The following is a 24,100-nucleotide window of genomic DNA, read 5'->3' on the forward strand; positions in this document are numbered from 1 at the left end:
ACGACAGTCCCGAAACCCTCCTCGCAGCTTGACACACAACATAGGGGCACCCCCCAACCATGGCTGATCGAGGCACTTGATGCGATTGAGGGCTGGAACTGCAGGGATGCACTCCCTGATTCTTTTCCCGTGCGCGAGACGTGGCGTCATTGGCCCACATCCCACAAGGCCGTGGGCGGGTGCTGTCGCATCCGCCCACGAGCCTGATCGATATGTCGTTTTGTCATTTATCTGCGCGAGTGGCGACTACGCGAGTGGCGACTAGAAGCTGGACACGTCATAGTCGATTGTCACGGGAGCGTGGTCGGACCAGCGTGAGGCGTAGTCTGCGGCCCTGCCAACAGAGGCGTTGGTCGCGGTGTCCGCGAGCGCCTTCGTTGCCATCTGATAGTCAATACGCCATCCGGCATCCGTGTCGAATGCCTTGCCGCGCTGCGACCACCACGTGTAGGGGCCTTGGACGTCGCCAACGAGATTGCGGTGCACGTCCTCGTAGCGGGAGAACCAATCCTCGAGGTACGCCATCTCACGATCGAGCACGCCGGAAGTCTTGTTGTGGTTGGGTTTGAAGTTCTTGATGTCCTTCGGTCCTCGCACAATGTTGAAGTCCCCCGCCATGAGCAGTTCGCCCTCGATCTGGGCGAGGCGTGCCTGCGCCATGTCCAGGTGGCGGTACTTCGCCGCCATGACCTCCTCCTTGGTGGCTGTGCCGGAGTAGAGGTAGGCGGAGATGAAGGTGACGGTCGTAGAACCCACGGTGACGTCGGCTTCGACCCAGCGGCCAGAATCCACGTCGTTATCACCTTCGAGTCCGACCCTCGCGCCCGTGACCTCGAGTGAGGGACGCACCGCGATGGCGACGCCGGAGCGGCCCTTGGCGCGGGAGGCCTGCTGAACAACCTTCCACTCCCCCGGGAGAAGCCCTTCGACGAGCTCTTCGGGGGCGCGGACCTCCTGCAGGAGGAGGATGTCAGGATTGTTCTCGGTCACCCACTCGGTCATGCCCTTCTTGACTGCGGCGCGAATGCCGTTGACGTTGACGGTTGTGACCCTCACGCCTCCGCCATCCTCACCACGTTCTCAAGCAACATAGCTCGGGTCATGGGGCCAACGCCGCCGGGGTTGGGAGACAGCCATCCGGCCACGTCCTTCGCCGCGGGTTCAACGTCGCCGGAGATCTTCGATGTGCCGTCTTCCTTGGTGACGCGAGAGACTCCGACGTCGAGAACAACGGCTCCCAGCTTGAGCCAGGATGCCTTGACAAGACCAGCGGAGCCCGCCGCCGCGACAACGACATCCGCATGCTTGACCTTGTCCGCCATATTCACCGTGCCGGTGTGCATGAGGGTGACGGTGGCGTTGATGTCCTTGCGGGTGAGCAGGAGGCCGATGGAACGACCGACGGTGGTGCCGCGGCCGACCACTGCGACGTCCTTCCCGTTCAGATCGATGTCGTAGCGACGCAGTAGTTCAAGAACTGCCGAGGGCGTGCACGGGAGCGGGGAGTCGATCGGTTCCTTGGCGCGCAGGGCGAGCCGTCCCAGGTTGGTGGGGTGGAGTCCGTCCGCGTCCTTGTCCGGGTCAACCGACTCGAGGATGAGGTTCGTGTCGATTCCTGCGGGCAGGGGCAGCTGAACGATGTAGCCGGTGCAGGCCGGATCGTCGTTCAACCGGTGAACAGCGTCGAGGATCTCGTCCTGGGTTGCGGTGGCCGGTAGGTCAACGCGGATGGAGTTGATGCCGACTTCCTGGCAGTCACGGTGCTTGCCAGCAACGTACTTCTGGGAGCCGGGATCATCCCCCACGAGGATTGTGCCGAGACCTGGAACGATGCCGCGCTCCTTGAGAGCCGCTACGCGTTCTGCGAGCTCATTTTTGATTGTCTGCGCGGTTGCCTTGCCATCGAGTACCTGTGCGACCAAGTTAGTTGAGTCCTTCGTAGAGGGGGAATGCTTCCGTCAGTGCCTTGACGCGGGCGCGGAGCGCGTCCACATCGGCCGCGTTGCCCTCGACGAGGGTGGTCGCGATGATGTCGGCAACTTCCGTGAACTCGGCTTCGCCGAATCCGCGGGTTGCGAGCGCGGGGGTGCCGATGCGGAGGCCGGAGGTGACTCGCGGCGGGCGGGGGTCGAACGGGATCGCGTTGCGGTTGACGGTGATGCCGATCGAGTGGAGGAGGTCCTCAGCCTGCTGACCATCGAGGGCGCAGTCACGCAGGTCGACGAGCACGAGGTGGACGTCGGTACCGCCGGAGACGAGGGAGATGCCGGCGTCGGCAACGTCCTTCTCGAGGAGGCGGTTGGCGAGGATCTTCGCACCGTCGAGGGTGCGCTGCTGACGGTCCTTGAACTCGGGGCTCTGCGCGACCTTCATGGCCACAGCCTTGGCTGCCACGACGTGCATGAGGGGACCACCCTGCTGACCCGGGAACACGGCGGAGTTCAGCTTCTTGGCAAGCTCGTCGGTCTGGGCGAGGATCATGCCGGAGCGGGGTCCACCAATGGTCTTGTGGATGGTCGTGGTGACGACGTGTGCGTGCGGGAGCGGGTTCGGGTGCAGGCCAGCTGCAACGAGACCTGCGAAGTGAGCCATGTCGACCCACAGGTAGGCACCCACCTCGTCGGCGATCTGGCGGAAGCGTTCAAAATCAAGGTGACGCGGGTATGCGGACCAGCCGGCAACGATGAGCTTCGGCTGCTCGCGGCGAGCAATCTCCGCCACCTCATCCATGTCGATGAGGCCGGTTTCCTTCTGCACACCGTAGGAGACGATGCGGTAGTTCTTGCCGGAGAAGTTGATCTTCATGCCGTGGGTCAGGTGACCGCCGTGGCTGAGCTCGAGACCCATGACGGTGTCGCCGGGGGTGACGAGTGCGTGGTAGATGGCTGCGTTGGCCTGCGCACCCGAGTGGGGCTGAACGTTGACGTACTCGCAGTTGAAGACCTTCTTGGCACGCTCAATGGCGAGGTTCTCTGCCACGTCAACATACTCGCAACCACCGTAGTAGCGCCTGCCCGGGTAACCTTCGGCGTACTTGTTGGTGAGGACCGAACCCTGTGCTTCCAGAACCGCACGGGGAACGAAGTTCTCCGAGGCAATCATTTCTAGAGTGTCACGCTGGCGGGCCAGTTCCTGGTCCAGGACCGCAGCAATATCGGGGTCGACCTCAGCGATCGACGAGTTAAGCAGATCCATTAGATTCTCTCCATGGTCGGGGCAATTGCACCAATACTAACCCCTCCCCCAAATCCCTCACTGTCCAGTGGGCGATAAATCCACCGACTGAAACAGGGAACCGACTACTCTTGCACCATGTCGTCTATCGTTCTTTCACTGTCCTGCCCCGACCGCCCCGGAATCGTGCACAGCGTCTCCGGCCTGCTGGTCGCCGCAGGCGGCAACATTCTCGAATCCCAGCAGTATGGGGATCCCGACACGGGCCAATTCTTCCTCCGCGTCGAGGCAGAGATTCCCGGGACCGTCGAGGACCTGACCGAGCCGGTTCGCAAGCTCGAGGCTGAATTCGTGGCTCGGATCGACGTGACCGAGAAGGATCGTCAGATCAAGACCATCATCATGGGGTCGACAACCTCCCACTGCTTGACGGACCTGCTCTACCTCAAGCGCGAGGGCCGCCTCCCCATCGACATCACTCGCGTCGTCTCCAACCACGACAAGCTCCGCCCCATCGCCGACTTCTACGGAGTCCCGTACACGCACATTCCGTTCAAGAAGGAGAACCGGGCGGAGGCGGAAGCTCAGCTCCTCGAGGTCGTTGAGGAGACCGGTGCGGAACTGATCGTGCTGGCGCGGTACATGCAGGTGCTGTCGCCCGAGCTGTGCCACCGCATGGCGGGATCGATCATCAACATCCACCACTCCTTCCTCCCCTCCTTCAAGGGTGCTCGCCCCTACCAGCAGGCACACGACCGCGGCGTCAAGCTCATCGGAGCGACCGCCCACTACGTGACCGAGGATCTGGATGAGGGTCCAATCATCGAGCAGGACGTTGAGCGCGTGACCCACGCACTGAGCTCCGCAGACCTTCAGGCCATCGGTGAGGACGTGGAGCGCAGGGTGCTTGCGCGCGCAGTGCAGTGGCACGCTGAGGGTCGCGTTCTGCGCAACGGCGAACGCACGGTTGTCTTCCCGTAATGTCGGTCATCAGTCTCGAGGACGTCACGTTCCGCAGGAACGGCGTACAGATCCTGGACGGCGTCACCTTCCGTGTTGAGCAAGGTGAACGCTGGGCGATGCTCGGGGAGAACGGGGCCGGCAAGTCCACGATCCTCTCCCTGTGCGGAGCCAACGCCCACCCGACCTCGGGAACTGTCGACATTCTGGGTAACCGGATTGGGCGGGTGGACCTGCGGGACGTGCGTGCCCGCATCGGGCACGTCAATCCCCGCCACCCCGTTCGCGGCATCCCCACCGTCTTCGACGTGGTCCTCACCGGCACCACCGGCACCGTGGAGCTACCCATGCGCTGGCGGGCAAGCGAAGATGAGCTGGCTTTAGCAGAACGTCTGCTCGTCGAGATTGGTCTCGAGCACCGCAGGGATGCCGTGTGGCCGACCCTCTCCCAGGGTGAGCGCGGTCGCGCACTTATCGCCCGTGCCCTCGCGGGCAAGCCCGAGCTTCTCCTCCTCGACGAACCGACAACGGGACTTGACCTCAAGGCGAGAGAACAGCTCCTCGATACCCTCGATCAGCTCGCCGCGTTCAACATGACGTCGCTGCTCGTGACTCATCATCTTGAAGAACTACCCTCGAGCACCACGCACGCCGTTCTCATTCGCGACGGAGTCATCCCACAGCAGGGTCCGGTCGAAAAGGTCCTGACAAGTGAGCACATCTCGGATGCCTTTAGTTTCCCCATCAGGGTCACGAAAGCCGATGGTCGCTGGGGCGCCCGCCGCTCTCCCATGTAACACCGCTTCTAAGAACGCCAGCCAACAACGGAGCTTCCAGGTAGCGCAGCGAGAACGCCATCCAACCGTGGTGCTCTATCAGCGTGACGATTCCTTCTTGAGATCTCGATCGTGTACCTCGGATGAATAAGCGTTAAGGGCGTCGATGGACAAGATGCCGTCACGACTGTCCCCCGGAAACTGAACTGACGAGTTCAATGTCCGGGGGACGATGCGACGTCGAAGCACTGCGGATACAACGCGCATGACGCAACCTTTGCGAGAATCACATGGCTAATGCCGAGCCAGCCGCCTCTTACACGGCAACCTCTAACCCAGCTGGCTCTGTCTCAGCCGCCTCTAACTCAGCTGGTACTTACCCAACCGGCTTTTACCTAGCTTGGCTCTTACTCAGCAAGTGCTTCGATGACCTTCTGGTAGCCCGCGGCGGTGTTGAGTCCCGAGATTCCGGATGCCTCACTCATGGGGATGAGTTAGATGCGGTCATTGGCGACGGCGGGAACATCGGCGAGTGCGGGATTGTCGAGAATCTCGGCGAACGGTTCCTCGCCCTGGCCCTGGAAGTCCTCCAAGAAAATGATGTCGGGATTCACCGTGGCGATCAGCTCCGCATCGATGGGTCTGGTCTGGGTCAACCCAATAGCGTCACCAGCGTTCATTCCATGGGCGCGAGTGATGAGGCCGGGAAGCATGAGGGAGTCGTCCATCGCCATCACGCTGTCGCCGCGGGCCATGAGCGCGAGGAAGCGCTGGTCCGTTTCCTCACGTGTCTGATCCAGTTGCGAGATTTCGGCAAGGAACACGGTCGTTACCTCGGCCGCCTTCTCCTCTTCACCGAGCGTCTCCCCCACGAGTGTCACAGTATCGGCAACAGTCTCGGGGGTTGAGAACGCGGACGGGTCGATGTTAACGACAGGAACGCCTGCCTGCTCGAGTTGCTGACCCGCCGTCTCTTCACCACCGTGGCGGGCAGTATTGAGAACCAGGTCCGGTTCCATCGACAGGATGAGCTCCGGATCGGGATCCGTTCCCGGCGGTAGCGTCTGATCCACCTGCGTTGCGAGATCGGTAGTGTTCGAGTGCGGTGCCTGGCTGGAGGACGGGACCGCCGCAACTCGCTCAGTTCCGGCCAGGATCAACGCGATCTCCGCGCTCTCCGACGACACCGCTACGATCCTGCTCGGGGCCTCCTCGATCGTCACCTTCGAATCGCCGATGGTTATCGTTCGCGGCCATGTCCCAGTCGCGGTCGCTTCATGAGAGTCGCTGTCCGAAACCGCGTCCGTATCTTCAGTGACAGAATCCTCATTCTCCGTTTCCCCAGCTCCGTCAGTGGATTCAGAAACCGTTGCCGATTCTTCAGAAGCACTCTCGTCCGTCCCGCACGCTGCAAGACCAAAGAGTGATAGAGCGACCGCAATGGTAGCTCCCGATAGTTTTCGAATTGTCATTGTTCTTTCTTCTTCTCGTGGTTGGTGAACAAAGTTCTCATGGTTAGTGAGCAACGTTCTCTTGATTGATGAAAATGGAGCGTGTGGAGGAGCCAGAGTTAGGAGCCATACTCTGTCCGATCTCTGTTCCTCGCTGACTCGAGAGAGTCAGTGATGGAGGCGTTGGCGGGATGAACCTCCCTCGAACCCTGGCGGCGTTAGAGGACTGTCACCTGCAGGGCTCCCGTGATCTCGTGCCTGCGAACATCGACGTCCACCCCGTACGCACTTTTGAGGAGCTCGGGCCGCAGGACCTCGTCCGGTGTTCCCTGGGCGACGATCTCGCCATTACCAAGGAGGGTGAGTCGGTCGCAGAAGCGTGCGGCGAGGGACAGGTCGTGCAGGACAGCGATGATTGTTTCGCCGGGTTGCTCCTGGATCCAGGGCCGCAACAGCCCAAACACCGACATTTCGTGCCCCACGTCCAGTGCGGAACTCGGTTCATCGACGATGAGAAGTTTGGTTGCTGGGCGGTGGCACGAGAGAGTGCCGACAACTGTCGCTCACCGCCGGAGGTGGTTCTCACCGCGCGAGGTGACCATGACTGTGCCCCAGTTGCATCCAGGGCTTCCTCGACAAACGACACGTCCTCCGCCGTCAAACCACCGAGCCGCGATCGCCACGGATAACGCCCCATGGTCACGTAGTCGTGCCCGGTCATGTCCACCGGCGGGATGTCCTGGGGTAGGTAACTCATGAGCCTCGCGCGCCCACGAGCGGACAGGGAATCCAGATCTTGACCTCGAACGTCAATCCGTCCAGTACGCCGAAGGAGTCCCAGTATCGCCTTGATCAAAGTGGACTTGCCGGCGCCGTTCGGACCGATGATGCCGTGCACGAGTCCCTCCTCGAAGCTCGAGGAGATGCCGCGTAGGACTGTTCGTTGCCGATAGGACACGGTCACGTTGATCAGGCACACGACTGGAGCAGGCCGAGTAGCGCTCGCGTCTTCGTTCTCCGCTACCGATTGGGCAACCGTGACCATCGAAACAGGCACCGACGTAGCCTCCGAAGCGGAGCGTGCATCGACAGCACCTGGACCCGTATCGACTCCAGTGGCGACTCCGGCGGTGGCTCCAGTGGAAGCCTTGGGTGCGACCGTCTTTGTTTCACTGTTTCGTGTTCTATGAATCAGGTTCGTCATGACAGCCCCTTCCGTGCCTGCTTGAGAACGAGAACGAGAAGGAAGGGCGCACCGATGAAGGCGGTAACCGTGCCTGTTTGCAACACGATCGGATAGAACAGCAGGCGTGCCACCGTGTCCGCCGCCAACAAGAAGATTCCTCCGAGGATCGCGCTTGCCGGTAGAAGGAAGCGATGGTCCGAACCCCAGATCAGCCGAATGAGGTGCGGAACGACAAGGCCAACGAACGAGATGACACCGGTGATGGCGACGCCGGCCCCGGTGGCGAGAGCAGCACCCGCCATGATCCACTGCTTCGTTCTCCCGACATTCATGCCGCTCGTCACAGCTGTCGCATCTCCAAGGGAGAGCAGGTTGAGGTCACGAGCAAACCACAGCACCACCGCCACGCCAATGAGGAGCGGGATGAAGCTGATCGCGACGTCGTTCATGGTGCGACCAACCAGGCTCCCGTTGAGCCAGAACATGGCCGACCTCGCATCTTCAGCGTCGCTCGCATTCGCCACCACGGCGTTGATGATGGCTCCGAGGAAAGCGCTGAGCGCGATGCCTACAAGGAGGAGCGAGGAGATGGAACCCGTCAGCGCGCCACAGGTGTGAACGATGGTGACGGCGGCGAGCGCCCCAAGGAACGCGCCCAGCGGTAGCACCAGCCAATGAGCACTGGCCACGCCCGTGACGATGAGGATGACGGCAGCGGCTGCCGCACCGGACGACACTCCCGTAATACCCGGCTCGGCGAGCGGGTTCCGGCATACTCCCTGCATCGCCGCACCAGCAACGCCAAGTCCCGCGCCAACAAGAAGTGCGACGAGAACGCGTGGCACGCGGACCGCTGAGATCACGGCATCCGATCCCGTGAAGTCGGTGTGTCCCATAATCATCGCACCCAGCACGCGAAGGGTGTCCGAGGGAGAGACCGAGTGCGGGCCAACGAGGAGCCCAACGAGAGCAAGTCCAATCATGACGAAGAACAGGATCGCTAGGGTTCGGCCCCGATATGAATTGCGAGAGGTGACGCTCCGAGGCGTGCGAGTAGCGATGGACACACCCTCGATATAACGATAATGCGAATCATTCGCAAAGCATGAGATGAGTATTCCATGACCTGGACGAGGCAAAGTGCTGAACGTCGATTAGACAAGGATCTGGCCCGCCCCGATTGCTCGGGGCGGGCCAGCGCGTCCGTTATTTTTTTAGTATTGCTACTTTTTGTTTGGGTATTGCTATTTAGAGGATGCCGAGTTCCTTGACGGCATCGATCTCTTCCTGGGCGGCCTTGATGTTCCGGTCAATTCCTGCCTGGGTCGATTCGCTGATCTCGAGACCGGTGACGATCTCCCATTCTCCACCCTTGGAGATGGTCGGGAAGCCGAAGATCAGGCCCTCGGGAACGCCGTACTCACCGTGCGATGCGGTGCCCGCGGTGGTCCACTCGCCTTCCTTGGTGCCATTGACCCAGTCGTAGACGTGGTCGATGGCGGCGGAAGCGGCGGATGCTGCGGAGGAAGCACCACGTGCCTCGATGATGGCGGCGCCGCGCTTGGCAACGGTGGGAACGAAGTAGCTGGAGAGCCATTCCTCTTCCACTGCGTCGAGTGCGGGCTTGCCTGCGAGGGTCGCGTAGGAAACATCCGGGTGCTGATCTGCGGAGTGGTTACCCCACACAACAACGTTCTTGATCTCGGAAACGGGGGTGCCCGTCTTTTCCTTCAGCTGCGACACTGCACGGTTGTGGTCGAGTCGCATCATGGCGTTGAAGCGGTCGGCCGGGACATCCGGTGCGGACGCCGCTGCGATGTAGGCGTTGGTGTTGGCGGGGTTTCCAACAACCAGGACCTTGACGTCGTCAGCTGCGTGATCGTTGATGGCACGGCCCTGGGGACCGAAGATGCCACCGTTTGCTGCAAGCAGGTCAGCGCGCTCCATGCCCTTGGTGCGGGGGCGTGCGCCAACGAGAAGACCAACGTTGGTTCCCTCGAAAGCCTGGTTGGCGTCGTCATAAATGTTGACGGAGTCAAGCAGCGGGAATGCCGAGTCGTTCAGCTCCATCGCGGTTCCCTCAGCGGCCTTGACCGCGGCCGGGATCTCCAGCAGGTTGAGGCGCACGGGAACGTCGGGTCCTAGCAGGCCATCGGAGGCGATGCGGAAAAGCAGCGCATATCCAATGTTGCCGGCGGCTCCGGTTACGGTCACGGTGACGGGTGACTTGGTCATTTACAACTCCTATGTCGACTTGGGCCCGATCGGGTTATCCAGGTCTCAGTCTACGCGGAAACTACCTGTCATTCTCGGGCCTTGCGTCCCGATGTTCGCGGTAGTAGGCGATGAGCGAACGGGTGGACGGATCCTGCTTCGCGAGGGCTTCCTCGTCGCCGGAAATCGCCGGTCCCAGGTCGTTCGCCATCTGCTTGCCGAGCTCCACACCCCACTGGTCGAAGGAGTCGATGCCCCACACAACACCCTGAACGAAGGTGATGTGCTCGTAGAGGGCAATGAGCTGACCGAGGACGGAGGGGCTGAGCGAGGGCGCCATGATCGAGGCCGTCGGCTTGTTGCCCTCGAACACGCGTGCCGGCACGATCGCCTCCGCGGTGCCTTCCGCGCGTACCTCGTCGGCGGTCTTGCCGAACGCGAGCGCCTTGGTCTGCGCAAAGAAGTTCCCGAGGAACAGCTCATGCTGGTCCTGACCGTCCGTCACGAACGGGTAGGTCGGGTTCGCGAACGCGATGAAGTCGGCCGGGATGAGCTGGGTACCCTGGTGGATGAGCTGGTAGAAGGCGTGCTGCCCATTCGTACCCGGCTCGCCCCAGAACACTTCACCCGTGGTCGTGGTAACGGGGGTGCCGTCCCAACGCACGGACTTACCGTTCGACTCCATCGTGAGCTGCTGGAGGTAGGCCGCGAAGCGGTGCAGGTACTGCGAGTACGGGAGTACTGCGTGCGTGGGGGCACCCAGGAAGTTCGTGTAGAACACGTTGAGCAGAGCCATGAGAATCGGAACGTTCTCTTCTGCGGGAGCGGTTGCGAAGTGCTCATCCATGGCCCGGAATCCCGCGAGGAACTCCTCGAAGTTGTCGGGGCCAAGCGTCACGGCAAGGGAAGTGCCAACCGCGGAGTCAACCGAGTAGCGGCCACCAACCCAGCTCCAGAAACCGAACGCGTTGTCCGGATCGATGCCGAAGTCGGCAACCTTGTCGAGAGCGGTCGAGACAGCAACGAAGTGTTTGGCAACGGCCTCGTCACCGGTACCCTCGGGCAGGTTGCTCAGCAGCCACTCGCGGGCCACCTTCGCGTTCGTCAGGGTCTCGAGGGTGGTGAAGGTCTTTGAGGCGATGATGAAGAGCGTGGTCTCGGGATCGAGTCCCTTGAGCTTCTCCCCCGCATCCGTCGGATCGATGTTGGAAATGAAGATGGCCTCGAGGCCGTCCTTCACGTACGGTTTGAGAGCCTCGTAGGCCATGACCGGGCCAAGGTCGGAGCCGCCGATGCCGATGTTGACGATCGTCGTGATCGGCTTGCCGGTGATGCCGGTCCACTCGCCCGACCGCACCTTGTTCGCAAATTCGTACACGCGATCGAGAACTTCATGAACCTGGTCGACAACATTGTCGCCATCGAGGGTGATGGTGGCGCCGCGGGGTGCGCGCAGTGCGGTGTGGAGGACGGCCCTGTCCTCCGTCACGTTGATGCGCTCACCGCTCAGCATGGCGTCGCGTCGCTCTTCAACTCCTGTCTCGCTGGCGAGAGCTACGAGTGCGTCGCGGACCTCATCGTTGAGGTACGACTTCGAAAGATCGACGTGGAGAGTGCCAGCCCGGTAGGTGAACGTGTCCGCACGCTGGGGATCTGCCGCGAACCACTCATGGAAGTTGGGGGCAAATCCATCTGCGATCTGCTCGAGCCTCTTCCAGGCTGATGTCACCGTTGGATCAATTGGAGATGCTGACATGATGGTCCTTGTCACTCAGGGATAGATGGATCAATTCTCACATAACCACAAGAGTGGTGGGGCCCCTCTCGGTGGCCCCACCACGCATTCGTCCGATAGATGAACTATCCGAGACACGTATTCAGCTGGTTCATGAGGTTTTCATATTCCGCCATGTTAGTAGTATCCGTGGAGACAGCTCCGGCGGCGTTCAGCAATGTTCCGAACAGCGATACGTTCCAGCCCGACTCGTCATGGACGGTCGCGAACGCGAGCACCGGGGAATCCGGGTCGAGCAGGAGCGACGCATCGATCGGTTCACAGGTGCCGACCGTCAGCTGCTCGTTCGCGAGCTCGATCTGGAGGGCGGAACCGGTCAGTGCCGGGTTGAAGTCGATGAGGACCTCATCGAAGATCGTGAGCGCGGAGTGATCCGAGATCTCGACCGTGGTGGTCACGATGTTCGACAGTCGCACGAGGTCACCGAAGGTGATTTCCTGAATCTGCGGCGCCTCAGCCAGGTAGATGCCGAGCCCGAGGCCGCGCTGTTCAGCGAGAGGCAGGTAACCGAGAGCGTCGGTGATCGACTCGTCCGAGAGTGCCTTCGTGAAGCGCTCCGCCGCTTCCTCAGGGGACGAGGAGGGTGTCGGTGTAGTCATGGTGAACTCGCCATTGCGCTGAATGAAGCTCTGACGAGCATCCGAATCAGTGAAGTAGTCGGGGCGAACGTAGGCGACTGCCGAGGAGATCGGGGACACGTACCAGCCCTTTTCTTCCTCCACCATGACGAGGATCAGCGGTTCGAGCTCGGTGAAGTCGACCGAGTGGGGGCCGGCGCCATCCGCTTCGGTGATGGCCTGTTCGATCTGAGCGACGAGCTCATCGCCGTCGGTCACGCCGAACATGGCGGCGAGCTGCTCCTCCGAGTACATCTCCTGCACCACATCGGCGGTGATGACGGAGAACTCGTGAACATCGGTGATCTCAACAGTGATGGAGCCGTCGGTGATGGCGACACCGGTCATGCCGGTCGTGAGCGGCACCTCCTCCATCGAACCGATCTCCATGTTGTAGTCGATGACTTCGGAGTAGCGGTCAAGAGCCTCCGTGAGAGCTTCCTGAGCATCCTCTGTGTCCGTGTCGGTTTCTTCGCTCATGGCCTCCCACGAGTAGCTCATGAGGATGGAGAGCAGAGCCGAGCTGTACTGCTTCTCCGAGGGCGACATCGATTCGTAGATCGTGGTGAACTCGCCACTGTTGACGCGTTCAACGAGAGTGGTTGCGGCCTCCGTGGGGTTTGCTGCTCCGTCCGCTGCTTCAGCCTGGGAGGAACGACCCATCCACCACCAGATGCCGAGACCAACGAGCACAAGGACGAGCACAAGCAGAATCGCGATGATGGCGGTGGAGCGACGCTTCTTTGGCGGCTGGCCGCCCTGATAGTTGCCCTGTCCCCAGTTCTGGCCGGGACCTCCCGGACCTCCGGCCCCGCCCGCGCCCTGGGGCGGCACCTGCTGCGGCCATCCCCCGCCCTGCGAGTACTCGCCGGTCTGAGCCGACTGCCCGGACCAGTTCAGGTTCTGTCCCTGGCCGGTGTGCGGGCTCTGGGAGCTACCGAACTGGCCACCCTGCGGGTCCTGGCTCTGGAAGTTCTGAGTCTGTTGGAAACCCTGGTCCTGCTGAGTGCCTGGGTTCTGCTGGAAGTTCTGCGAGCCCTGCTGCGGCATCTCGCCCTGGTTCTGCGGAACCTGGTTCTGCGAGTACTGGTTCTGCCACTGGGGTGACTGGCCCGTGTGAGGGGACTGACCGGACCACTGCAGGTTCTGCCCTTCCCCGGTGTGCGGGCTGTCCGCACCATCGGAGTTCTGAGGGGCGTAGTACTGGCCCCCCTGGTTTGGATCTGGCTGATTGTCCTGCGGTCTAAAGCGGTCGTCGTTGCTCATGCCTCAAATTATTGCCTACATTGCGGTTAAACGGACAGGCAGGCCGCGCATTTGCCAGTGGACCACTCCCCAACCCACTCCCCAAACCACCGGTTCTGCCTCTCATCTGGTATGTCTCGAGGGCACAATAATCGCCATTGAGGGGCGTGCCGATGCCGGGAGCATTGGGGTCCCGTACGGCGGGAAATTCTCGCCGCCACCGTGCCCAGGCTCGGTCGACTTCGTGGGATGTCGTCGGTCGGCTTGGTGGTAGGAAGCGGGTCAACGTGGGGTCAGGACGATCGAGACAATTCGGTCGACATTGCAACGACTTACCTTCAGTTTCCCTTGAGGATTCCTCAAATATTGCCATATCTTGCTTTGGATAGGCTCCCACGCTGCAGAAAACTTGGGCCACAATAGAGACATGGAACCAGTGAAGATTGCCGTGTTGACCTCTGGCGGAGACGCCCAGGGAATGAATGCCATAGTCCGTTCCGTTGTCCGTACCGCCCTTCATGAGGGGGCAAGGCCCTTCGCAGTCCGAGAAGGATGGAAGGGAGCCGTCGAAGGCGGCGATCTCATTCAGGAAATGTCGTGGTCCGATGTGTCCGACATTCTGCACCGCGGTGGCACCATCATCGGCACCGCCCGCTCCGATCGCTTCCGCGAGCGCGACGGCATGAGGGACGCGGTTAAGAACTTCATCACCCGCGGCATCGACCGCCTCATCTCCATTGGCGGCGATGGCACCCTGACCGGCACGAACGAGCTGGCGACAGAGTGGCCCTCGCTCGTTGAGGAACTGGTGGCAAGCGGCGAGATCACGCGCGACGTTGCAGACGCTCATCCCCGCCTCTACATCGCCGGTGTCGTTGGCTCCATCGATAATGACCTCGTGGGATCGGACATGACGGTCGGTGCGGACTCCGCACTCCACCGCATCATTGACGCAATCGACGCGATCTCCTCCACGGCCGAATCCCATCGTCGTTCCTTTGTCATTGAGGTGATGGGCCGCCACTGCGGCTACCTGGCTCTCATGAGCGCGATCGCTGGTGGCTGTGACTACGTGTTTGTTCCCGAGCAGCCTCCGGCCGATGGTTGGGAAGAGGACATGTGTCGGGCTCTTAAGCAGGGTCGCGAGGCCGGCCGCCGCGACTCCATCATCATCCTTGCCGAGGGTGCCACGGATCGTCAGGGCGAACCCATCACCGCCGACCGGGTCAAGACTGTTCTTGAGGAGGGCCTGGGCGAGAGCGCACGCGTCACGCTTCTTGGTCACGTTCAGCGCGGCGGCGCCCCGTCCGCTTACGACCGGTGGATGCCGACCCTGCTGGGCTATACGGCGGCCGTTGAGCTCCTCAAGAGCGATTCCGAGCCGTTCATTGTCGGCACGAGCCGCAACCGGATCAAGAAACTCCCGCTCATGAAGGCCGTGGAGGATACCCGTGCGGTCAAGAAGTACACGGCCACGGGCGACTACGAGTCCGCCGTCGCTTCCCGTGGTTCCTCCTACGGCGAGATGCTCCAGGTCTTTGACACGATGGCATCCGCGGTGCCGACCAGCACAGTGACGAAGCCGAAGGGCAAGATCGCTCTCATGCACGTGGGCGGTCTCGCTCCGGGCATGAACTCGACAGTCCGTGCCGCCGTCCGCCTTGGCATTGACCGCGGGTACGAGATGGTCGGGATCAAGGGCGGCCTGCCCGGGCTCGTGGAGGGTGACGTCGTTCCCCTTTCCTGGTCTGATGTGGATTCCTGGTCCGGTCTGGGTGGCGCACAGCTCGGCACCCGCCGCCGCATCCCCGAGATTGATGAGTTCTACGCGATGGGACGCACGATCGAGGATGAGGGCATCAACGCCATCATGATCATCGGTGGCCTCAACGGCTACGAGGCCGCGATCAAGATGAAGGAAGAGCGCGAACGCTTCGCCGCCTTCCGCATCCCCATCATCGCGGTTCCCGCCTCCCTCGATAACAACCTGCCAGCGAACGAACTGTCGATCGGGGCGGACACCGCCCTCAACACGAACGTCATTGCTCTCAACCAGATCAAGCAGTCCGCCTCTGCTTCACGCCGTTGCTTCGTGACCGAGACGATGGGCCGCAACTCCGGCTACCTGGCTCTCATGAGCGCGATCGCATCAGGTGCGGAGCAGGTCTACTTGGCCGAAACCGGCATCACCCTCGCCCAGCTGTCTGCCGACACCGACAAAATGATCGGTGCCTTTGAACGCGGACGCAGCCTCTACCTAGTCGTTCGCAACGAGTACGCCTCGGAGCACTACACGACCGACTTCCTCGCCCGCATCTTCGAGGAGGAGGGAGCCGGACTGTTCGATGTTCGCCAGTCCGTCATTGGCCACATGCAGCAGGGCGGCAACCCCACCCCCTTCGACCGCCTGCTTGCGGTCCGTCTCGTCAACGTCGGTATCGCAGCGCTCGATGAGTATCTGAGCCAGGGCAAGGACAAGTGCGCGTTCGTCGGCATGAAGGAGGGCGAGATCTCGGTCCGTCCCCTGAGCCACATGGAGGAGTACTGGGATCCGGAAACCCGCCTCCCAACGGATCAGTGGTGGCTGGGTCTCAAGGACGTCACCTACATGGTGTCGGACCCCGAGTTCAAGGGTAAGGCGGAGTCCCTCCCCATCCTCATTGACTAGGAGCAAGCGCGACCCTCAGCTAAGCAGTCAAGCAAAACAGAGAATAGGTGAAGGCTGGTGCCAATTGCGCCAACCTTCACCTATGCTTTGTCCGTGTCGCTTCTGCAGTGCTAGTGCTCGTGCAGTTCCTGTGCGCTTTCAGTCCTGCTCCCGCAGCACCTCACCTTCGAGCAGTTGATGAGCTGAGTTCGAGCAGGTGGGGACCTGAGGGGCGTCAGACGATTCGCCTCGCCGCCGCCCATCGGGCCAGCTCGTGGCGGTTGGAGAGCTGGAGCTTGCGGAGAACCGCCGAGACGTGGGTTTCGACGGTCTTGATGGAGATGTAGAGGTCACTCGCGACCTCCTTGTAGGCCATGCCGCGAGCAATGAGCCGCATGACCTCCTGCTCCCTGGCCGTGAGCCTGTCGAGCTCGTCGTCCTGCACGGCCACATCGCCGGCGCCACTTCCGAAGGCGTCAAGCACGAAGCCAGCGAGTCTGGCGGAGAACGCGGCATCGCCGTCGTGGACTCGGCGGATGGCATCCCCGAGTTTCTCCCCCGTCACGTCCTTCGTGACGTAGCCGCGGGCACCGGCACGCACGACAGCAACAACATCGCGTGCAGCATCGGACACAGAGATGGCGAGGAACTTGGTTCCCGGGTAGAGGTCGGTGCAGTCGCGGACCACTTCGGCTCCGCCTCCGCCGCTCCCTCCCGGCATATGCACGTCCAAAAGCACCACGTCGGGAAGGGCGTTTCGTACGGTGGTGATGGCCTGCCATGCCGGCGCGGGCGAGTGGGTGATCATCAACGATGACGATGCGAATCATGAAGCACCTCGCGGTAAAGATATCTGGACCTCGATTCCGGGATCCCTCCTCTTTATTGTCGCAGTTCCGCCGTGCCTGCGTACGCGACCAAGGATCGAATCTTTCACACCGTGCCGATCCTCCGGGATGTCGTCGATCTCAAAACCCGTTCCGTGATCTCGAATGAACAGTTCCGTTCGGTTCTTGCCGAACTCCGCATAGAACGTGACGGGCGGCGTGCCGTGACGAACGGCGTTGACGAGGGCTTCCTTGCCCGCGGCAAGGAGAGCGGCACTGTGCTCATCGGCCTCAGCATCGCCCACGGCAATGTACTCGACCTCGACTCCGTACAGGTCCTCGACCTCGCCAACCATGGTGCGCAGAGATTCCGAGAGCGAGGTCTGTTCTGCCTCACCCCCGTACAGCCAGGATCGCAACTGTCGTTCCTGAACGCGTGCGAGACGCGTGACGGTGGCGGGATCGCTTGCACTATTGCGGATCAGGGTCAGGGTTTGAAGGACGGAGTCGTGCAGGTGAGCCGCGATGTCGGCACGAGCGGTCTCTGCTGCGCGTTCCTCACGTGCCCGATCGAGTTCCTTCACCATCCGTGAGGCGGCGGGCCACATGCCGCCGAGAGCGATCGCGAGCACGGTGAGGCCGATGATGACGGACAGCAGCATTGTGTTTGGGTCCTCGTCGCGAACAGCAAAGATCAGGACCCCGATGACGAGGAGCGCGATGCCGGAGGAAATACGAATGATCTGCACCTTCATCGACTTCCCACCCGCCGAGGTCCACGCCAGTCCCGCACCGATGACGACACAGGAGATCGCGAGGAGGATGCCGATGTTGATGGAGATGACCTGGTTGCTGGCCCACAGCCCGAGGGCAGTGACGAGAACGAGGACCGCTAGTGCAAGGAGGCGCGTACGGGTACCCGGGGAGAACCTCTTCTCAACCCTGTCGGGAACGTCCGGGGAGGCCGGGATCGCGAACGAGAGCCACACGTAGACGAAGGCGCCAACGAACTGTACGAAGGTGAGGGCAACGAAAATGCCGCGAACGATCCACACGTTGACTGCCAGATGATCGGCAATACCCTGGCAGACCCCGAGAATGAGCCTGCCTGATTCCGGCCTCCGTAGCGGGTAGCGTTCCATGGCTTGATTCTTCCATGGCAATTGGCCCAGGGCTCCCCCGATAAATCAATCTCAGGGATTAATCAGGGGAGCCCCAATATCTTCTCTACGCGGGAGGCGACAAGATAGAAGCATGACTGGAGATAGATTCTTTGATTCGATTCGGGGGTTCGGAATCATCCGACCACCCGATGCGCCCCTGGCGGGTGTGAGCAAGGCGCTCGCCACCCGCTGGACTGTCGATCCACTCCTTGTTCGTGCAGGATTCGTTGTCCTCTCGTTCTTCGGTGGCGCCGGCATCACCCTCTACGTGCTCGGTTGGATGCTCCTTCCCGATCACGAAGGCCGCATTCACGCGCAGGAGCCGTTCTACGAAAAGCTGTCCGCCAGCGTTGTCATTGGTGGCATCCTGCTCCTCATGTCGGTCACGACACCGAGCATCATGAACGACAACTGGTCGTTCTTCGGCCCCCTCGGCCTCATCATCACGATCGTTCTCATCGTGACTCTCATCGTCAGCATGAGGGACACGAAGGATTTCCCGGAACAACCCGGTTTCGCAACGACTCCCCAGCCCACCGCCGGAGGCGCGGGTGCAGCGCAGACTCCCTCCGGTGAAAGCACCGGCTCCTATGGAGCATCCGCATCCAACACGAATGAAACCAGCATCCCTGGCTTCAGCACTCTTGGATCCAGCGCACCTTATGGGTCCGGTGGAGCCTTCCAACCGACTGCGGGCGAGCCCTCGGCAACCGCTTCGGACTCGGATCCCATGAATCGTTACAAGGGTGGCGATGATCCCGCATACCAGCCCGGTTCCTTTTCGTATGCGGGTGCTCACTCGTACAAGAGCAATGGAACAAACCTTGGATCAGAGGAAACCATGAATCAGAACCCCACGGGTGCGCCCTCACCGGCCCAGACCCAGCCTCTTGACCGAAGCAACCTCTACGCCGACGTCGCCGACTACGGTGGCTCGAAGCGTCCCGCAGCGAGCGGCCGGGTCGTCCTTCTCGGACTGGCATTCATCCTTCTCGTCGGAGCGCTCCTCACCTTCGCTATCGATCGTGGCCTCAGCCCGCTCTCAAACCCGAACCTGGTCCTCGCAACCTTCGCCGTCGTTTCCCTGATCCTCGGCCTCGCGGTCATCGGATACGGAATTGCGGGTAGGAGAGGCGGTGGCCTCACGGCCCTCGCCATCATCACCGCGCTCCTCACGATCCCGGTTGGAGTCATCGCAACGCTCCCCCACAACGAGCATCACGTGCTCATGGGTGAGGGGTCCTGGGCACCGACCTCCCAGGCCGACGTCGAGGGTGATTTCTCCTTCGTCATGGGAACCATGGACATTGATGTCACCGACCTCGACGAGGGCGAGTTCGAGGTCATTGGCCGCATGGGAGAGCTCAACATCACCGTTCACGACGATCAGAAGATCGCCATCATCACCGACTTCACCATGGCAGAGGTGCCATCGGGTGGGGACGGCAACATGTCAAACAACAGTTTTTCTGGGGAACTCACCTACTACGTGGGAGACATCGATTCGATTGACGATGCAGACATCGTCATCCACACGAACATCATGATGTCCTCCCTCAAGATCGAGAGGGCATCATGACCAAGCAACCCGTCATCGGAACCATCGTCATCGGCATCCTTGTCGTCCTCCAATCCCTGTGGATCCTGGCCCTCGCTTTGGAATGGTCCGTGGTGACGGACATCAGCCCCACCCAGGTGCTCGTCTTCACCCTCATCGGACTCGCCATCGTCCTCATCATCGCGGCCCTGTGGCCACGGTCTGCTAGGAAGGCAGGGCCCCTGCGCTTCTCTCCCGTAACCGAGGAACTCGCGGCAGCGGGAGTCCGCTCCCGCCAGGAAGACATCGTGGCAGACCTGAGCTGGCTCGATCCCTCCTCCCCCATCACCATCCCCATCTACACGACCGGAACCGCCACCATCATCACCTCCTCACGAGACGTTGCAATCCGCTCCGAGAACACCATGGACATCGACGCCAACATGAACATCTCGTGGGCGAAGATGGATGGGAAGAAGAACGTCTACATCGGCCCTGGGATCACGGGAGTGGACGACGCCCTCATGATCATCGACGTCACCGCCAAGGACGTAAAGGTCAGAAACAACTAGCCGGCCGGTCGCAACCAGTTGGTGCGACCGTGAGAAAGAGACGACCTCACGCCAGAATAGACACAAAGGCAGAGGAAACTCAGGGCAGAAAATAAGAATCCATCGACAGTGAGGGCCCGTGGGATTCATCCCACGGGCCCTCGTCCATCCCAACTGTCTCAAACAGTCGACGAGCACTCAATCCATCCAGAAGACGAGTGTCAGTACGCCGTTGCTAATATGTCAGCACGCCTTCGAGCAGGTCCGTCTTGTTACCGAACCTGTGGTTTGTTGCTGAGATCGCCTGCTCCTGAACGTAGGCGAGGAGCTCGACCCTACCGGCCGGGGTGATGGGATCGGAGTAGATGCCAACGTCCACGGAACCGCGGACCGCCCGAGCCAGAGCAACCGGGTCCTCTCCCAGGAGGCGGACGCGGACGCCGTCGGCGTTGATGGAGAGGCCGCCTGCTCGGCGGTGCCACGCCTCCTCGGTCTCGATCGTCACCTTGACCTCGTGGTCCGCGAAGAACTCCGACAGTGCCGGAGGCAGCGGAGCCGTGACGGACACTTCGACTCCGGCCCCGAGGGTGACGGCACCGGCTGCGCTTGCCAGCAGATCACCGAGGGCAACTCCCTCACCCGAGCGCACGATGACCCTCGGGAATCCGACGTAGCGAAGAATATTGATCTCCACCCCGAGTCCGGACGGATCGTGCTCTCCTCGGAACTCGTCCTTCAGCGCCTTGTCCATGCCGACCAGGATCTCGTTCGTCCTGCTCGTCGTGTCGATGAGCTTGGCGACCCGGTGAGCGTCGCGCAGCACCGTGTCGGTGATGGGGCCCTCGGCCTCGTGGGTGAACTCGGGTTCCACGTGTCCCAGCGACAGCAGGTAGTTGGGGCCACCCGCCTTGGTGCCCGTGCCGACCGTGGAACGCTTCCAGCCACCGAACGGCTGGCGGCGCACGATGGCTCCGGTGATGGTGCGGTTGACGTAGGCGTTGCCGATCTGAACGTGATCGAGCCAGTACGCGATCTCGGCCGAATCGAGCGAGTGAATACCACCCGTTAGACCAAACTCGACGGCGTTTTGCCATTCCACAGCCTCTTCGAGGCTGTCCGCACGCATGATGCCGAGGATGGGGCCGAAGTACTCGGTTAGGTGGAACTCGGAACCGGGCTGCACGCCCGCGCGCACCCCCGGGGTCCACAGCTTCTCGTCGATCTGCTTCGGCTCCAGCACCCAGGACTGTCCCGGCTCGAGCTCCGTCAGACCGCGCAGGAGCTTGCCGGAGGCCTTCTCGGTGAGGGGACCCATCTCGGTTGACAGGTCCTGCGGATATCCCACGTGGAGGGAGCGGACAGCATCGACCAGCTGGTTTCGGAAACGCTTCGAGAAGCCAACAGAACCAACCAGGATGACGAGGGAGGCCGCGGAACACTTCTGACCCGCGTGACCAAAGGCGGAGGCGACCACGTCCCTGACCGCCAGGTCAATGTCGGCGTGCGGGGTGACGATGATGGCGTTCTTGCCGGAGGTCTCTGCAAAGATGCGCAGGTCGGGACGCCAGGAACGGAACATGCGCGCCGTGTCGATGGAGCCCGTGAGAATGACCTGATCGGCCTTCTCCACCAGGTATCGACCGAGCCCGCGGTCCGCACCGAGTGCCTTCTCGTCAATGTTGATGAGCTGAAGAACGTCCTTCGGGACGCCCGCCTCCCACATGAGCTCCGCGATCAGGGAGCCGATGCGCTTCGTGACGGACGCCGGCTTGAACAGGACCGAGGAGCCCGTTGCGAGGGCGGCGAGAATGCCACCGGCGGGGATCGCGATCGGGAAGTTCCAGGGCGGGGTAATGAGAGTCGTGCCCACGGGACGGAAGAGAGCACCCTCGAGGTTCTCCAGTGCCGGCGCGAGGGACGCGTAGTAGCGGGTGAAGTCGATGGCCTCGGACACCTCGACATCGCCCTGGTCGATGGCCTTACCTGCCTCAGAACCCGCGACCTCAATAAGCCGTCCGCGGTTGGCTTCCAGCACGTTCGCAACAGACAGCAGAATCTCTGCTCGTTCGGTGGCTGGGCGCGCCGCCCATTCCTTACCCGCCGCTTCCGCGGTCTTCACGACCTCATCTATTTCTTCGTACGTTGTGATCGTGTGAGAGTGCGCCGTTTCCTCACCGAGGTCGGATGTTGCCATCCGGCTCGCGATGTCGCGTGCCCACGCGATGTTGGCGGGCAGGGAGGGATCGGTGTCGGGGGTGTTCTCGAACTCGTGGGAGACCGGTTCGGGTGCCTTGGTGCGGTCCTGGAGGCGGCGCGGACCAAACGCGATGCCCTCCTCGGCCTTACGAGCTGCGGTCCGGAAGCGTTCCGCTTCCTTCTCGAAGGTTGCAGCGTCGTCAAGGTTGAAGACATTGGACATGAAGTTCTCGGGGGTTGCGTTCTCCTCGAGACGGCGCACCAGGTAGGAGATGGCGACGTCGTATTCTTCGGGTCGGACCACTGGAACGTAGTACAGGAGCGGACCGACCTCGTCGCGGACGGCCTGAGCCTGAGGGGTGGCCATGCCCGCCAGCATCTCCACATCGACCTCACGACCGATCTCGAGTCCGTTGTCCATGGCCAGCAGCACGCCGTAGGCGAGGGTGAAGAGGTTCTGTCCAGCGATGCCGATGTGAACGGCGTCGGTGTTCTCCTTCGTCAGGGCATCCTTCAACATGACGAGGTAGTTGGCGTCGGTGTCAGCCTTACTGGGTTGGACGGCTAGTTCCCATCCCCTCATGGTGGCGTCCACGCGCTCCATCGACAGGTTCGCGCCCTTGACGATGCGGACCTTGATGGGGGCTCCGCCGCGAGCGCGACGCTCCTTCGACCACGCGGTCAGATCGGCGAGTGCGGCCCTCCCATCGGGCAGGTAGGACTGGAGGACAATACCGGCGCGGTAGTTCAGGAATTCGTCCCGATCGAGAATCTTCTTGAACACCTCGCTCGTGAGGTACAGGTCCTTGTACTCCTCCATGTCCAAGTTGATGAACGTGCCGTGCTGCTGCGCCGTCCTGAACACGGGCAGGAGCTTCTCGACGGCGTGTTCGATTGCCTCGACGACACCGTAGGGTGCGTGGTGGCCGATGACGGAGGAGACCTTGAGGGACACGTAGTCGACGTCGTCTCGCTCGATGAGCTCGGTTGTGGCCGCTAGTCTGCGGGTGGCCTCGGCGTCACCAAACACTGCCTCGCCGAGGAGGTTGAGATTGAGCCTTGAGCCATCGGCCCGCTTCTTCGCGATCGTGTGCCCGAGCTTGGCCGGGGTCACGTCAGCAACCAGGTCACCGACGAGTGCCGCAAACAGCTTGGTTGCGGCCTCCGTTGCGAGCTTGGGTGCGAGGGGTGCGATGGCGCCTCCGCCCTTCGCGAGGGTCGCGAGGTATCCGGGGAGGAACGAGGCGTCCTGGGAGGAGATGTCCTTGAGCTTGTCTGCCACCACGTGGGGATCTTCGGGGCGGATCACGCCGTCAACGAAGTTCACTGTGTATGACAGACCACCGGGGTGGTCAAGGACCTTCGAGAGGAGTTCCGATGCGTACGGTGTGGCGTACTTACTCGCGTTTTCCGACCACTCTTGCGCCTTTGTAACCGCCCGCGTCACGACATCCATTCAACAACCTTCTTTCCTTAAGCCACCACTGTGGCATTGCCCCATTCTGATAGGAGTAGCAGAGCCGCGCCACCGCTGACCAGTGTCAATGTGTCCCAGACTCGCCCGCGAATGTCTGGAACGAAACCTGTCGGGAGCACGAGCCTCGCCCCGCCCAAAAGGACCATGCTAACTGCTAGGGAGCGGATTGAAAACACTGGCCCCACAGCGAAAGCAAGGGCAGTCACAATTGCGATCCACACGGTCATCAAAACGTAGAGTGTTGATGACGGTACGCGCTTTTCTCCCATACGCTTACTGTATCG

The 24,100-nt window shown here is 61.7% G+C and carries 16 protein-coding genes and 2 pseudogenes; 5 read left to right on the top strand and 13 right to left on the bottom strand.

Translation table 11 applies throughout. The features are described 5' to 3' along the window. Positions 1-261: 261 nt before the first annotated feature. From QMB98_RS06805 to glyA, 3 genes are read right to left on the bottom strand one after another with little or no spacing between them, the layout of a single operon-like run. A complete protein-coding gene (locus tag QMB98_RS06805) occupies positions 262-1,056 on the bottom strand; it encodes an exodeoxyribonuclease III (RefSeq protein WP_371684932.1) in 795 nt (264 codons plus the stop codon). Next, entirely contained in the window at positions 1,053-1,922 is an 870-nt protein-coding gene (locus QMB98_RS06810) for a bifunctional methylenetetrahydrofolate dehydrogenase/methenyltetrahydrofolate cyclohydrolase (protein ID WP_371684933.1), read from the bottom strand. Before QMB98_RS06810 ends, QMB98_RS06805 begins: the two co-directional genes overlap by 4 nt. A gap of 1 nt (position 1,923) precedes the next feature. After that, entirely contained in the window at positions 1,924-3,195 is a 1,272-nt protein-coding gene (gene glyA / locus QMB98_RS06815; protein WP_371684934.1) for a serine hydroxymethyltransferase, read from the bottom strand. Between the two features lie 117 nt (positions 3,196-3,312). On the opposite strand from glyA, the gene purU reads away from it, so the two are divergent. Both purU and QMB98_RS06825 read left to right on the top strand, forming a co-directional pair. Further along, positions 3,313-4,155 (top strand): formyltetrahydrofolate deformylase, encoded by an 843-nt coding sequence (purU, locus tag QMB98_RS06820; RefSeq protein WP_371684935.1) that lies wholly within the window; start codon positions 3,313-3,315, stop codon positions 4,153-4,155. Further along, positions 4,155-4,931, top strand: coding sequence for an ABC transporter ATP-binding protein (locus tag QMB98_RS06825; RefSeq protein ID WP_371684936.1), 777 nt, complete (start codon positions 4,155-4,157; stop codon positions 4,929-4,931). Before purU ends, QMB98_RS06825 begins: the two co-directional genes overlap by 1 nt. A 473-nt stretch (positions 4,932-5,404) precedes the next feature. Here the strand turns inward: QMB98_RS06825 and QMB98_RS06830 are convergent, their stop codons facing one another. From QMB98_RS06830 to QMB98_RS06860, 7 genes and pseudogenes are all read right to left on the bottom strand, one after another. Next, complete coding sequence (locus QMB98_RS06830; protein WP_371684938.1) at positions 5,405-6,097, bottom strand: ABC transporter substrate-binding protein; 693 nt, start codon at positions 6,095-6,097, stop codon at positions 5,405-5,407. Positions 6,098-6,579: 482 nt separating this feature from the next. Further along, complete coding sequence (locus QMB98_RS06835; RefSeq protein ID WP_371684983.1) at positions 6,580-6,831, bottom strand: hypothetical protein; 252 nt, start codon at positions 6,829-6,831, stop codon at positions 6,580-6,582. A 56-nt stretch (positions 6,832-6,887) separates the two neighbouring features. Next, positions 6,888-7,565, bottom strand: a pseudogene (locus QMB98_RS06840) (ABC transporter ATP-binding protein); the annotation flags it as partial. Further along, positions 7,562-8,530: a FecCD family ABC transporter permease gene (locus QMB98_RS06845; RefSeq protein WP_371684939.1), complete on the bottom strand. Its 969-nt coding sequence runs from the start codon at positions 8,528-8,530 to the stop codon at positions 7,562-7,564. The gene QMB98_RS06845 and the pseudogene QMB98_RS06840, both read right to left, overlap by 4 nt. A gap of 265 nt (positions 8,531-8,795) precedes the next feature. Then, the gene (locus QMB98_RS06850; protein WP_371684940.1) at positions 8,796-9,782 is read right to left on the bottom strand and encodes a malate dehydrogenase; all 987 of its coding nucleotides are present in this window, start codon (positions 9,780-9,782) and stop codon (positions 8,796-8,798) included. A 61-nt stretch (positions 9,783-9,843) separates the two neighbouring features. Further along, positions 9,844-11,517, bottom strand: a complete 1,674-nt coding sequence (gene pgi / locus QMB98_RS06855) for a glucose-6-phosphate isomerase (RefSeq protein WP_371684941.1) — start codon at positions 11,515-11,517, stop codon at positions 9,844-9,846. 104 nt (positions 11,518-11,621) lie between these two features. Beyond that, a complete protein-coding gene (locus tag QMB98_RS06860) occupies positions 11,622-13,439 on the bottom strand; it encodes a hypothetical protein (protein ID WP_371684942.1) in 1,818 nt (605 codons plus the stop codon). Positions 13,440-13,845: 406 nt separating this feature from the next. On the opposite strand from QMB98_RS06860, the gene QMB98_RS06865 reads away from it, so the two are divergent. After that, on the top strand, positions 13,846-16,086 hold the full coding sequence (locus tag QMB98_RS06865) for a 6-phosphofructokinase (protein ID WP_371684943.1): 2,241 nt from the start codon (positions 13,846-13,848) through the stop codon (positions 16,084-16,086). A gap of 214 nt (positions 16,087-16,300) precedes the next feature. Here the strand turns inward: QMB98_RS06865 and QMB98_RS06870 are convergent. Both QMB98_RS06870 and QMB98_RS06875 read right to left on the bottom strand, forming a co-directional pair. Then, positions 16,301-16,895 (bottom strand): annotated as a pseudogene (locus tag QMB98_RS06870) (LuxR C-terminal-related transcriptional regulator). Then, a complete protein-coding gene (locus tag QMB98_RS06875; RefSeq protein WP_371684944.1) occupies positions 16,892-18,034 on the bottom strand; it encodes a PspC domain-containing protein in 1,143 nt (380 codons plus the stop codon). Before QMB98_RS06875 ends, QMB98_RS06870 begins: the two are co-directional and overlap by 4 nt. Before the next feature lie 112 nt (positions 18,035-18,146). Here QMB98_RS06875 and QMB98_RS06880 point away from each other — a divergent pair, with 112 nt between their 5' ends. Together QMB98_RS06880 and QMB98_RS06885 are read left to right on the top strand one after the other, a co-directional pair. Further along, positions 18,147-19,634, top strand: coding sequence for a PspC domain-containing protein (locus QMB98_RS06880; protein WP_371684945.1), 1,488 nt, complete (start codon positions 18,147-18,149; stop codon positions 19,632-19,634). Continuing rightward, a complete protein-coding gene (locus QMB98_RS06885) occupies positions 19,631-20,164 on the top strand; it encodes a hypothetical protein (RefSeq protein WP_371684946.1) in 534 nt (177 codons plus the stop codon). The genes QMB98_RS06880 and QMB98_RS06885 overlap by 4 nt, the downstream gene beginning before the upstream one ends. Before the next feature lie 214 nt (positions 20,165-20,378). Here QMB98_RS06885 and QMB98_RS06890 read toward each other — a convergent pair whose 3' ends face one another. Beyond that, positions 20,379-23,795 (bottom strand): proline dehydrogenase family protein, encoded by a 3,417-nt coding sequence (locus QMB98_RS06890; protein WP_371684947.1) that lies wholly within the window; start codon positions 23,793-23,795, stop codon positions 20,379-20,381. Positions 23,796-24,100: the final 305 nt, after the last annotated feature.

The sequence above is a fragment of the Flaviflexus sp. genome, from assembly GCF_041440645.1.
GTDB lineage: Bacteria > Actinomycetota > Actinomycetes > Actinomycetales > Actinomycetaceae > Flaviflexus.